The organism is Pseudovibrio sp. Ad5, assembly GCF_001623095.1.
Classification (GTDB): domain Bacteria; phylum Pseudomonadota; class Alphaproteobacteria; order Rhizobiales; family Stappiaceae; genus Pseudovibrio.
This window is the reverse complement of the sequence record NZ_LMCH01000002.1, coordinates 84,888-97,734: the sequence shown is the minus strand read 5'-3', so window position 1 is coordinate 97,734 and position 12,847 is coordinate 84,888. Positions and strand designations below refer to the sequence as shown.

Genomic DNA, 12,847 nt, shown 5'->3' with positions numbered 1-12,847 from the left:
AAGTCCTATTTAAAGATCACGGTACGGTCACCGTTAAGGAGAATTCGGTGCTCCAGATGATAGCGGACAGCGCGAGCAAGAACCTGACTTTCCGTATCACGCCCCTGGGCGATGAGTTCGTTCACCGAATGGAAGTGTTCAACCCGGCTCACGTCTTGCTCGATGATTGGTCCTTCGTCAAGGTCTGCGGTTACATAATGCGCGGTGGCACCAACCATCTTGACGCCGCGTGCATGGGCCCGGTGATACGGTTTTGCACCTATAAAGCTTGGCAGGAAAGAGTGGTGGATATTGATCACCTTGCCCGCAAGCTTCTCACAGAGCTCATTGGAGAGAATCTGCATGTAACGCGCCAGCACCACCAGATCGATGTTTTCGCGCTCTACCAGATCAACAATCTGGGCTTCCTGTTCCGCTTTGGTTTCTTTGGTCACTGGCAGATAGTGAAAGGTAATCTGCTCATGCTCAACGCGGGACTGATACTTGGTGTGGTTGGAAGCAACCGCCACAAGGTCCATCGGCAGCTGGCCAGTGGAGTTGCGGTAGAGCAGGTCGTTCAGACAGTGCCCCATCTGTGAGACCAGCACCAGAACACGAGGCTTCTTGGAAAGATCGTGCACCTTCCAGTCAAAACCATAGCCCGTTGCAACAGGGCCAAAGCCCTCTTCAAACTGTTCTTTGGTCATTCCGTCCGGTGCGTTGAAAGAGATGCGCATAAAAAAACGATCTGTCTCTGCATCGCCGTACTGAGCGCTTTCACAGATGTTGCAGTTTTGAGAAGCGATTGAGTTTGCAACCGCTGCTACGATCCCTTTTCTGTCTCCGCAGGAAAGGGTGAGCACATAGTTGGCCTTGGTGTTCATAGGAGGCTTAATCTACACGTTTGAACTGAATTTGCTGCCGCGCACAATAGGCGGGAGCACCTAATTTTTAAAGGGCAAATCAACACTGGGATGCAGAAAAAAGCATTGTGCTGCAGCAATGTGATTCTTTTTCATACCCACGGTAGAAACCACTAAAACCACTAAGCTTGTGCAGACAGATCCAGATAGGCAGGAGATAGGGTGCCAAGTAAGGAATTACCCTGATAAATGCATTGGGAGATAATCGGGTATCAAATCAACCAGATTGAGAACAACACCGTAGATTTCTAGATTGAGCTTCGGTGCGTGCTCTTAAAACCAGATTTTCGAGTGTCTGGAGGCGCATCTGTTCGACCGGTGGGCCGGGGGCGCGTCATGAAGCTCTTTATAGTACAGGAAAGCTTCCTTGATGAAGACATTACTGAGATCACCGAGGTGGTCTCCAACGGCCTTGCTGCGCGTCAACACAACATCACTCTGATCACCCTGACGGGCAAACCAAGAGATCTTTCCCACTACTCACCACGAATTACACCGGTCTTTCTGGAAAAGGCCAGAGCCGCCGCAGCTGCAGCAGGCGTTGCCAGACTGGTCGAAAAAGAGAAGCCGGATATTATTCTCTCTCACGGCACAGGCAGCAACATAGCCTGCTTGTCCGCCGTCAAAACACGCTCGCGTTTGAAGGTGCCTGTGGCGATCACGCTCCATTCATCGGTTACCATTTCAGATCGTCTTGCACTGAAAACCCAAAAGAGCGCAGCCACCATAGCAGTCCCGTTGATTTATCGCGAAGCAGAGCGGGTGATTTGTACGCTCAAGTCTATCGAACATGTCGTTGATCTTTGCGAGCAGGTGCCCAAAGAAAAGATCAGTGTCATCTACAATCCTCTTGTTGAAATGAATGTGTTTGAAACGGCAGCAGAGCCGATTGAAGAGGAGTGGTTCGAAACCCACGGCACCAGCAAGGTGATAAGTGTCGGGGCCCCGTCCAGTCGCCATGCCCATCACCAACTCCTCCGCGCCATGGCGCTCAGCCGTTACAAGGATAATCTGCGGGCGTATCTGTTGGGCAAGGGAGAGGAGCAGGAAGAACTCCAGCTGCTGGCTTCCAATTTGGCGCTCGATGATATCGTCACCATGCCGGGTGAAGTCACCAAGCCGGAGAGGTTCCTGAGAGCGGCCAACGTGTACGTCTCAACATCTCAGCAAGACAGCGTGTCCGGAGAACTGGTGCGGGCAATGGCCTTGGGAACACCCATCATTGCGCTCGACAGCGGCGCAGGTGCCCGTGAAGTGTTGAGCGATGTCCGCAATGGCTGGCTCGTTCCATCAGGTGACGCAGACAAACTATCAGAAGCGATCCTCGCAGCAGTGAAGTGCGATAGATCCGACGACACTTTGGCGACCAGAGCACGTGATTTCTCTCAGGAACGTGCAATTGATGCCTATGAGAAACTGCTCCTCTCCATGATTTCTGAGCGTGTCACAGACCTGCACTAAGAGTGGCCTTCATGGAATATGCAGTCTAACTAGTTAATATAACTAGGTAAAATAGGATGCCTCACGCCATTAGCGTGGGATAACCCGGCACACACCACAAGCGTGTTTGACCTGCAAAATCAGCATCAAGTACCCTTAGGTCAGCCGTGTTCTTGGCCAGTGTTTGAGTGTGCGTACAGCTTCGTTCTCCGCCAATAAAAGATACAGGTCATTGGAGCACCACTGTTGAGTGTCTGGTTCGGGTTTTGCAGCAAGACGAGGAGTTCTCCTGCGCCTACGGTGTGTCGGCGTTCCTCTCTTATGCTGTTCTTCCTGCTGTCAGCCTGCATGGTAGGCCCGGATTTCAAAAGGCCAGAGCTCTCACCAGAAGCCAAGTTTACCCGCAATGATCCCGGTGCGACTGTGTCCGCTGACATTCAGGGTGGAGCCTCGCAGAACTTCTCTACTCAAAGAGACCTGCCGGGAGAGTGGTGGGAGCTGTTCGAGTCGAATGCTCTTAACACGTATGTCAGCCTTGCAGTCGCCAACAGTCCCACAATTGCTCAAGCTGAAGCCAATCTCAGACAGGCACAGGAAAATGCCTACGTGGCTGGCGCTGGGCTCTACCCAACCGTCACCGGCAATGCAAGCCGTAACAGGCAGAAGTTCCCTATTGGTGGCGGCGGGGCGAGTGAAATTGTTGCGAACCTGAACCCCTTCTTCACGACCTACAGCTTGTCATTGGCCATCTCCTATACGCTTGATGTCTGGGGCGGCACACGCCGGAACATCGAGTCACAAGTCGCCAACATTCAGTACTCGCAGTTTCAGGTTGAGGCAGCGCATCTGACGCTCACATCCAATCTGTTGAATGCAGTAATTCTGGAAGCCTCCCTCAGAGGGCAGATTCGTGCGACTGAAGAAATCATCAAGGTACAACAGCGGCAACTCTCCATCCTGCAAGCGCAGTTCAGGTTAGGTGGTGTGGATGAAAGTCAGGTCCTGCAACAGCTGGCAACGCTGGAGCAAACCAAAGCAACTTTGCCACCACTCCAACAACAATTGGTGGTGCAGAAAAATCAGATCAAAACGCTGGGTGGCTTCTACCCCACTCAGGATATCGTAAAGGAGTTTGATCTTTCTGATCTGAAATTGCCAAGAAAACTACCGTTAAGCCTGCCTTCAGAGCTGGTCGCGCGAAGGCCAGATATCCGCTCTGCTGAGGCGCAACTCTGGCAAGCCAGCGCCAACATCGGTGTTGCACTAGCCAACCAGCTCCCGAGTTTCAAGATTACCGGGAATGCGGGCAACGACTCCGAAGTATTCAACCGCTTGTTCTTTTCTGGAACAGGCGCATGGCAAATCACAACTTCCGCAGCCCAAACCGTGTTTGATGCCGGAGCGCTCAACAGTCAACGCAAAGCCGCCGTTGCAGCTTTTGAGGCTTCCGCCGCAAGCTATCGCAATGTTGTGCTGACCGCATTTGGCGACACCTCCAACGCGATCAGCGCTTTGAAGAATGATGCCCGTGCCCTGAAAGCTAGTCTGGCTGCCGAACGCTCTGCAAGAAAGAGCCTGCGCCTGACACAGCAACAATACAATCTGGGCGCAATCGACCTCACAACACTGCTGCTTGCAGTCCAAACCTACCAACAAGCAAAGATAAATCTGGTGCAGGCACAAGCCGTACGCTTCACAGACACTGTCGCCCTGTTCTTTGCACTCGGTGGAGGGTGGTGGAACCGCCCCAATGCGGCACCAATAAGGGATGGAAGACCTCTGACCATCATCTCGGCTGTCCCGCCGTTCAATCGCAAACAGATCCAGCCGGTGAACCAGCCATGAGTGAACGCAAAAAAACCAACACCAAAAAACACATGATCATTATGTTGATTTGCGTCGGCATAGCGTTTGGTGGGCTCTATGGGTTCCAGCTTTACAAATCCAGAGTACTTGGGAAAATCGTATCCGGTCTGCAAAACAAGATCGAAACAGTCTCCTCCTACAAGTCCACCAAACAACTCTGGACCGAAAAAGTCTCGGCAGTTGGCACGCTTGTGGCAATCATGGGAACAGATTTGTCGCCTGAGCTTCCTGGCACGGTAACCCATATCAACTTCGCATCGGGTGAGGATGTCAAGAAAGGCGCGCTGCTGATTGAGTTGGATACCACACAGGAGATTGCGCAACTAAAATCCTTGCAAGCTCAAGAAACTCTGGCGCGTCAAACGCTGGACAGAGACCTGAAGCAGTACAAAGTCAACGCTGTCAGCAAACAGCAGATCGATTCCGACTGGTCGAGCCTGAAAGACTTTCAGGGACAAGTGCAAAACCAGCTTGCGATCATTGCCAAGAAAAACATCCGCGCTCCATTCTCAGGCCGTTTGGGTATCCGGCAGGTTAGCGTTGGCCAGTATCTCAATGTGGCCCAGCCCTACGTCAACCTTCAGCAACTTGATGATCTCTTCGTTGATTTTTACATACCCCAGCGCTTTCTGGGCACCATCAAACGTGATCAGGAAATTGAGGTCTCGGCTGATACCTATCCGGACCAGTCCATCAAAGGCAAAGTGGTTGCCATAGATGCGCAGGTCGACATCAACAACGGCAACGCCAGAGTGCGTGGCCGCTTTGCAAATCCAAACAAAGAGCTGATCCCGGGCATGTTTGTCGATGTGCAAACGGTGATATCAGCGCCAAAAGAGCAGGTCACAGTGCCGCAAACGGCCATCACCTACAACTCTTACGGCATCACCGTTTATGTGCTGACCAAGACCGACGAAAAGCACATGGACAAACCTGTCTACACCGCCAAGCAGCGCTTCATCGAGACCGGTGCAAAACGAGGCGACCAAATCGTGATTTCAAAAGGCCTTAAGGTGGATGAACTGGTGGTGAGCGCAGGGCAGCTCAAACTGCGCAATGGATCCAAGGTCGTCATCGACAACTCCGTGCTGCCACTCAATGACCCTGACCCGAAACCCGTAGAGCAATAGGTGGGCCATGAACAGTTTCACAGAAATCTATGTTCGTCGCCCCGTTCTGGCCTCCACCATCAGCCTGATGATTTTGGCGCTGGGCTTGCGCGCAATCTTCTTGCTGCCGGTGTTGGAGTACCCAAAGACGGAAAACGCCGTCATCACCATCTCAACCACCTTGTTCGGTGCTAGCGCTGAGACTGTCGCGGGCTTCATCACCACCCCGCTGGAAGAAGCCATCGCGCAGGCCAACGGCATTGACTACATGACCTCGACCAGTGCCAGCACAGTCAGCACCATCACGGTCAATCTTGTGCTCAACTACGATGCAGACAAAGCCCTCACGGAGATCAACACCCAGATCAGCTCGGTTCTGGACCAGCTTCCCCAGGAAACGCAAAACCCGGTGCTCACCATTCAAATCGGTGAGACCATCGACGCCATGTACATTGGTTTCACCTCTGATGTAATCGACCGCAATCAGCTCACGGATTACATCGTCCGTGTTGTCCAGCCACAAATTCAGGCGATCGACGGAGTGCAAACCGCAGAGCTTTACGGTGAAAAACGCTTTGCAATCCGTGCCTGGCTGTATCCGGATAAACTGGCCGCCTATGGCCTCACCGGCACGGACATCGCCAATGCTCTGGCTCGCAATGACTTTATCTCCGGTGTGGGCAACACCAAGGGCCAGATGGTGCAGGTAGAACTCACAGCCAACACCAACCTGACTGATGTTGAAGATTTCCGTCAGCTTGTTGTGGCAGAAAGCGATGGCGCAATCATTCGCCTGCGTGATGTGGGCAGGGTGGAGCTGGGGTCTGAAGACTATGATCTGGCCGTGCTCTATTCCGGTAAGGCAGCAGTGTACATTGGGGTGCAGGCCGCGCCAGCTGCAAACGTACTTGCCATGCTGGATCAGGTGCGCGAGGTCGTGCCCAAAGTCCAAAATGCCATGCCTCCGGGGCTGGAAGCACGGATCGTCTACGACTCTGGTCTCTTCATCAACGCAGCAATTGATGAGGTGATCAGTGCCCTTCTCGAAGCATTGGTGATCGTGACGTTTGTGGTCTTCCTCTTCATTGGCTCCCCACGCACAGTTGCCATCCCCATCATCGCGATCCCGCTATCGCTGATCGGCACCTTCTTCATCATGCTGGTTTTGGGATACTCCATCAATCTGCTCACGCTCCTTGCCTTGGTGCTTGCCATCGGCCTTGTGGTGGATGATGCGATTATCGTGGTGGAGGATGTAGAACGACACATCTCGGAAGGCAGCACGCCGTTTCAGGCTGCCGTTCAAGCCGGGCAAGATCTCGGCAGACCCATTCTGGCGATGACGGTCGTTCTTGTCGCGGTGTATGCCCCCATCGGCTTTCAGGGCGGTTTGACGGGTGCTCTTTTTACAGAATTTGCTTTCACAGTGGTTGGCTCGGTGACCATCTCAGCAATTGTCGCGCTCACCCTGACACCCATGATGAGCTCCAAGATCCTCAAAGCAAGATCAGAGAAGACCTCTGGGTGGGATGATGCGCTGACCCGTACGGTGGATGATATCTACGACCGGTTCCGCAAACGCTACTTGCGTGCTTTGGAAGCATCGCTGGACAACAGGCCTGTCGTTCTCACCTTTGCCTTCCTGATCCTCTCCAGTATTCCAGTGCTCTATTCCACCTCACAGCAAGAGCTGGCCCCGCAGGAGGATCAGGGCCTAGTTTTAGCTCAGTCAACGCCAGCACCTTCGGCCACCCTGCAACAAAAAATGCTCTACACAGAAGAGATCTATCGCATCGCCCGGAAATATTCCGAGGTTGAAGGCGTGTTTCAACTGGTGCTGTCCTCCAGCGTACTCTCAGGCGTATTGCTCACTCCATGGGACGAACGCTCCAAGACCGCCACTGAGCTGCAATACGCCATGCAGCCGCCAATGGAAGGTGTGGCAGGCTTCAAAACCGTGATGTTCCAAAACCCACCCTTACCGGGCAGCAGCGGTTTGCCTGTGCAGTTTGTCATCAAAACCACCCAACCCGTCGACAAACTCAATGTCGTTGGGTCTCAAATACTGGAAAAGGCACAGGCCACCGGCAAGTTTATCTTCATTGATAAGGACCTGAAGATCGATAAACCGCAGGGCAAAATCAACATCGACCGCGACCGCGTTGCTGAGCTGGGTCTCACCTTGCAGGATGTGGGGCAATCCCTCACAGCACTCATGAGTGGCGGTTACATCAACTACTTCGATTTTGATGGCCGCTCTTATAGGGTCATCCCGCAAATCATTCAGTATGACCGCCTCAATCCGGAACAACTGTTGGACACTTATATCCGGGTGCCAAACAGCTCGGCCTCTCCAGGCGGTGCAGCTGTCAGCAGCACAGCGCAAAGCGGAACCTCATCACCCAGCTCCGCCGCCAGCGCCTCGGCAGCAGGAGCATCAGGAACGAACACAAGCAGCAATGCCCCGCGCAGTACAATCGTGCCGCTCTCAAGCGTTGCGACACTGGATATGCAGGTCACACCAGAGTTCATCCCACACTTCCAGCAGCTAAACTCTATGACGCTTTCCGGCGTACCCAGCTTTGGTGTGCCTTTGGCAGAGGCCTTGCAAGTCCTGCAACAAATTGCAGCGGAAGAGCTGCCAGAAAGCTATGATGTCGACTACGCCCAACAGTCGCGCCAGTTTGAGCAGGAAAGCAGCGGTTTTGTCGTCACCTTTGCCTTTGCCTTGCTCATCATCTTCCTAACCCTTGCAGCTCAGTTCGAAAGCTTCCGCGACCCGATCATCATTCTTGTCTCGGTTCCCATGTCCATCGCAGGAGCGCTGTTCTTCATCAACATCGGGTTGGGTGGCGCCAGCATAAACATCTACACGCAGGTTGGCATAATCACGCTCATGGGCCTGATCTCCAAACACGGTATCCTGATTGTAGAGGTAGCCCGCGAACTTCAGGAAAATCAGGGCGCAACCAAACGTGAAGCTGTGATTGGCGCCCTGCAAATCCGCCTGCGCGCCATCCTGATGACAACCGCCGCCATGGTGCTTGGCGTGATCCCGCTGGTGCTGGCAAGCGGAGCAGGCGCAGCGTCTCGATTCAACATGGGACTGGTGATTGCGACTGGCTTGTCCATCGGAACACTCTTCACTTTGTTCGTCGTCCCAAATGTCTACATGCTCATTGCACAAGATCGCTCCAAACTGGCGCAACCTGATGATAAAGCGGAGGAATTGCCTAAGGGAAACGGTGAACCAGACCCAACCTGATAGAGCTGTCTGACAGGTAAAATCCTCAAAACGGCAGAATTCCTTGAGGTTTTACCCCCTCTGGGAAATGAGAGAAGCAGGTTTCAGATAAGAAATTACAAAGGCAAAAGCCCAGAGCAGCACGCCAGTTCCAGCACTCACGCAATCCGCTTTTATGCTCACCTGTGGAACACTTGTAAGTTTCTCACAGCAAAAAGAAATTGAGTGGTTGCCTATTCCAAATCATAAAGCTATAACCCGCCCCACACACAGCGATGGGGTGTAGCCAAGTGGTAAGGCAACGGTTTTTGGTATCGTGTACCGTAGGTTCGAATCCTACCACCCCAGCCATTTTCTCCTAAAAATCGTTATATGACAGAGACTTAAGCGATTAATATTTCGCATAAGATTCGATGTAGCACATAAGTGTAGTACTCAGCTGCCGTACATAGCGATCCTCAGCCATTAGATTTTGCGCGCTTCAACTCTCAATCTTGAAGGGTTTTAGCTGTGTCAAAAAATTCAACACATTTATCGTCGAGGCGCTGTTTATTATTGGCAGCGAAGGTTACCAAAAAAACGTATTCAAGACTCTCAATACGAAATTCCTTGCAAAAATAATTGTATTGAGCGTGATGAATACGCGGGACCGTCCGGCGAATACAAAAATACGCAGCCTGAAAAAATCCAACTTTGTTTGCAAGCGCGTGAGTTATGTTTAGCGAAACAGAGGGCTTCACTACTGACAGCCTTCAGTGAGATTGTGTTTCGTGAATATAGGCAAGGTATGCTTTCGGGCTCGCAGGTAGTAGTGATGGTACAGGATTTTGGGATCGCGTTTATGCGCGATCTCGATGCTGCTGCCTTGCTTGCGAAGCAGCGCGCAGACTTCAATATTGATTTTGAAGAAACGAAGGAAAGAGTCCTGTATTGGGTGCACAAGCTTTTTACTGCTCATGGAAACAAGGTTGAGCTAAGAGACCGTGATCGAGCGTTGATGGCTCAAGATGGGCTTGGACTGAAAGAAATAGCGGCAGTTGAACAGAGATTGCGTGACTGCGAGTTTCGTGCAGATAAGTTTGTAGACTCAGGCAAAATTGAAGCCGTACTTAATAGATATGACATTGAGAATAATGCAGCGAATGTCTTCGAAAACCGTCAAGCATACTTTCGAACTGGAACTCAAGTTTTAAAGGATTCAGGGCGTAGGTGGCAGGGTGAGTTTGCTGAAGATGCTCAGCTATTATCTCAAGCAATCACTGCTGAAGTGCAACCATATAGCTATCAAATCAGATCTATGCCGAGCGTTGGCATGCAATCAAGTTTTGAGAGTTCGCCGGAACCGTCTGGATGCTCGAACTTTAATCTTAAGAGTTCTGTTCAGACGCAAAAAGTGTCAACAAAGGAAATCGCAGAAAAGCTAATTCAAGACAAAAGAAGAGATAAAACGTGGGGAGACCCATCTGAGAAACAATGTCGAACGGCAGCAAAGTTGTTTGTGTGGGCGACAGGCGTTGAGCTTATTGGAGAGATGAGGGAAAGTGACCTGCGTTTGTTCCGTGACATTATGCTCAAGCTACCAAAAAGCTTTGGTAAATCCCCGAAAGATTATGAGCAGTCATTAGAGAAAGTGCTGGAGAAAGCAAGCAGGATGCAACCGGATGAAGTGGCATTCTCACCATCGACAATTAATAAGCACTTTCAAAAGCTAGATGACATGATTGTGTTCTTTAACTCGGGCGCTGATCATCAGAAGCTTCATTGGTTTAACGGTACGGCGCACTATCGAACAAAGCGGAAGGGCCGCGCGAAGGAAGATCGAAACCCATTTCAGCCAGATACGATTACGAAAATTCTTGGTTATCCGTTTTTTACTGGCTGTAAGAGTGACGTGAGACGCCATATTGCAGGAGACATTATTGTTCACGATGCTCAGTTTTGGGTTCCCATAATTGCGGCACATAGCGGTATGCGTAGGTCTGAGATTTCAGGACTGAAAATATCTGATGTTCGATGCGCGGACGGCATCCATTATTTTAATATCGAAGAAAACGAACATCGTGGCTTAAAGAACAAACAGTCGAAGAGGCTTGTGCCTATTCATCAAGCAATTTTGAAGCTTGGTTTTCTAGAATACATCAAGGAGCTTAAGGCACGCGATTTTAGTGACCTTTTTCCTGAGCTGCATCTGATTTACAAGGATAGTGGCACTGGAGAAGCTTTTTCTAAGTCAGGTTGGAATGCTGCGATACCTAAGATTATCCCTGATCATAAAGAGAAAAAGCTATGCTTTCACAGCTTTAGGCATAGTGTCATAACAGCTCTGCATCGCTTAAGAGTTGACCCCAACGTGTGTAAGAACATCGCTGGGCACCTTGGAAAAGATGTGCACGAGGAGCGCTATTTAGAAACCGCAAAGCTTCAAGTGCTCGCTGATGCGATCAACCAGCTTCCAAGCTATATAGATCATCTCACCAAACGACCTGTCAGGCTATCTCCGAAGCTTAGTAAAGCGCGACGAAGGCAGAAATCTTCAAAAAAGCAGGATGCCTGAGCAATAAAGCGACCACTCAAGACGAAGGCACCAAGACTGACAGTGGTGCCTTTCGCAATTTGTCGAGAGAACTAGCAGAGCGTTTCGAAGCTATCGGAGTTGATGCGTATCGAAGTGAGAATGAACGCTACTTGAAGCGTTGTCGTGCAGGACAGATTGAAGTTGTCGAGCTAGGGCGTCCGGTCCGGCAGTCCCGAATTTTTCCTAGCGTTTCAAGCCAAAAAAATCTTGAAATCGTAGAGTGTTACAATGAGTTCATTCAATGTGAAGGAGAAGATGACCTTTTCTTTTGGACCTTTGCTGCGCCTGCTGGAAAGTGCCACCTCGCAGACTTGATAAAAGAATACGAAGCTTTCAGTGAGTTAGTGTCCGCTGAAGTCAGGTACCTGAAGCGTACGTTCCAAGTAGATGTCCACCTACTCGCATTTCATCCGCGCTATGATAAGGACGAGGAGCTGTTTGACCTACACATTCATTTCATGGGCCGAGTGCCTCTAGAATACCGGGTGGCTGCACTAGGTTATCTCGATGAGAAGTTCCCGCGTGTAGACCGTAAAGATAAGCCGGTTGAGAGTGTTGTGGCTGCTGTGACCTATATGCTCAACGGCGTCTATCCCGTTGACAAAGTTTTGGGCTTACCTGAAAGGCCGCTTAAGGCTCTCTGGAAGTTATCTCAGAGCAAAAAGCAGCTAGTGCGGAAAACGGGTACGTTTGCGCTCTGGAAGAGGCTTAATCATCCAGAAAAGCGCGGAACCAGACAGGGCGCTAGAAATCAAAGTTCAAGCACTCCCAGAATGCCGGGAGACTATTTTATTGCATACATCCCACCTCGCTCCGATGAGTACGGAGAAACGTTGCAGTTATGGGAACGGATCAAGCCATAGCACAAGATTGAATGATACATTCTTCCACTATGGGCAGCGCAATTCGAAAAACTGTTTTTAGCTGGGATTCATCTGAGAAACAGACGGCAACTGAGGGGCCAAGCTTTTATAGTCGGTTATGGGTGCTCTCAAGAATATCCCAGTCCTCAAGAAAAAGCCCAGTAGCGAAGCTTTCAACAATACGCACTATAGCACCAGCTCTTTTGCAATACGTTGGATGGACTTCACATTGCAACCGAGTTGCCGGGAAATCGTGCGTTTGTTTAAATCCTGAGCCAGCAATGAAGCCACTTCATTTCTGTCGATCTGCTTTTTGCCGCCCTTGTACTTTCCCTCCTGTTTAGCCTTGGCAATTCCTTCAGCTTGTCGTTCGCGTCGGAGATTGGTCTCAAATTCTGCAAATCCCGCAAGCATAGTCAGGAACAGCTTCCCTTCACTTGTGCGGGTATCAATATTCTGTTTCAGGATCTTAAGTGCGACGTCTCGGTCTTCTAATTCTTTCACGATCTGAAGCAAGTCGAGAGCTGAACGGACGGTCCATTCTGGTTACGACCAGAGTGTCGCCGGACTGTAGAAAGTCCATCAATGTCTGTAATTCTTCACGACCGGTTCTTGTTGTGCCAGTTGCCTTCTCTGAACGAACAACCTGATAGCCCACTTCGTGCAGTTCGGCTTGTTGAACCGCTAAATCCTGATCGGTACTTGAAACCCGTGCATAGCCGTATGTTGTCATAACTACCTCAAAATTGATTGCAGGCAGTCTGAGACAAGCGAGTCTTGACCTCAATGTCTGGTGGGGACAAATCGAGATAACCGACCCTGATGTCGCCTAGTTTTCAGCCGTTTTG

At 50.8% G+C, this 12,847-nt stretch carries 7 protein-coding genes, 1 tRNA gene and 1 pseudogene; 7 read left to right on the top strand and 2 right to left on the bottom strand.

Annotated features, from left to right (window positions below; translation table 11 throughout):
* Positions 1-5 precede the first annotated feature (5 nt).
* The gene (gene purU, locus PsAD5_RS01170) at positions 6-863 is read right to left on the bottom strand and encodes a formyltetrahydrofolate deformylase (RefSeq protein WP_063286905.1); all 858 of its coding nucleotides are present in this window, start codon (positions 861-863) and stop codon (positions 6-8) included.
* Positions 864-1,238: 375 nt separating this feature from the next.
* Between purU and PsAD5_RS01165 the strand changes: the two genes are divergently transcribed.
* The 7 genes from PsAD5_RS01165 to PsAD5_RS01130 all read left to right on the top strand — a co-directional run bounded on the left by PsAD5_RS01165 (position 1,239) and on the right by PsAD5_RS01130 (position 11,999).
* Positions 1,239-2,363, top strand: a complete 1,125-nt coding sequence (locus PsAD5_RS01165) for a glycosyltransferase (RefSeq protein WP_057464789.1) — start codon at positions 1,239-1,241, stop codon at positions 2,361-2,363.
* Between the two features lie 300 nt (positions 2,364-2,663).
* The gene (locus PsAD5_RS01160) at positions 2,664-4,187 is read left to right on the top strand and encodes an efflux transporter outer membrane subunit (RefSeq protein ID WP_084405884.1); all 1,524 of its coding nucleotides are present in this window, start codon (positions 2,664-2,666) and stop codon (positions 4,185-4,187) included.
* Positions 4,184-5,338 (top strand): efflux RND transporter periplasmic adaptor subunit, encoded by a 1,155-nt coding sequence (locus tag PsAD5_RS01155; RefSeq protein ID WP_057464788.1) that lies wholly within the window; start codon positions 4,184-4,186, stop codon positions 5,336-5,338. Before PsAD5_RS01160 ends, PsAD5_RS01155 begins: the two co-directional genes overlap by 4 nt.
* A gap of 7 nt (positions 5,339-5,345) precedes the next feature.
* Positions 5,346-8,582 (top strand): efflux RND transporter permease subunit, encoded by a 3,237-nt coding sequence (locus PsAD5_RS01150; protein WP_063290768.1) that lies wholly within the window; start codon positions 5,346-5,348, stop codon positions 8,580-8,582.
* A 255-nt stretch (positions 8,583-8,837) separates the two neighbouring features.
* Positions 8,838-8,912, top strand: a tRNA-Gln gene (locus PsAD5_RS01145).
* A 490-nt stretch (positions 8,913-9,402) separates the two neighbouring features.
* Positions 9,403-11,115 carry a site-specific integrase gene (locus PsAD5_RS01135; protein WP_193776916.1) on the top strand — a complete coding sequence of 571 codons (1,713 nt, stop codon included), beginning with the start codon at positions 9,403-9,405 and terminating at the stop codon, positions 11,113-11,115.
* 59 nt (positions 11,116-11,174) lie between these two features.
* Positions 11,175-11,999: a hypothetical protein gene (locus PsAD5_RS01130; RefSeq protein WP_153041325.1), complete on the top strand. Its 825-nt coding sequence runs from the start codon at positions 11,175-11,177 to the stop codon at positions 11,997-11,999.
* A 186-nt stretch (positions 12,000-12,185) separates the two neighbouring features.
* Here PsAD5_RS01130 and PsAD5_RS01125 read toward each other — a convergent pair.
* Positions 12,186-12,732, bottom strand: a pseudogene (locus PsAD5_RS01125) (recombinase family protein).
* Between the last annotated feature and the right edge of the window lie 115 nt (positions 12,733-12,847).

Bases quoted from the DNA above. Each gene is read 5' to 3' on its own strand.
- PsAD5_RS01165 (WP_057464789.1), top strand. From the start codon at position 1,239: ATGAAGCTCTTTATAGTACAGGAAAGCTTCCTTGATGAAGACATTACT.
- PsAD5_RS01135 (WP_193776916.1), top strand. From the start codon at position 9,403: ATGCGCGATCTCGATGCTGCTGCCTTGCTTGCGAAGCAGCGCGCAGAC.
- PsAD5_RS01160 (WP_084405884.1), top strand. From the start codon at position 2,664: ATGCTGTTCTTCCTGCTGTCAGCCTGCATGGTAGGCCCGGATTTCAAA.
- PsAD5_RS01150 (WP_063290768.1), top strand. From the start codon at position 5,346: ATGAACAGTTTCACAGAAATCTATGTTCGTCGCCCCGTTCTGGCCTCC.
- purU (WP_063286905.1), bottom strand. From the start codon at position 863: ATGAACACCAAGGCCAACTATGTGCTCACCCTTTCCTGCGGAGACAGA.
- PsAD5_RS01155 (WP_057464788.1), top strand. From the start codon at position 4,184: ATGAGTGAACGCAAAAAAACCAACACCAAAAAACACATGATCATTATG.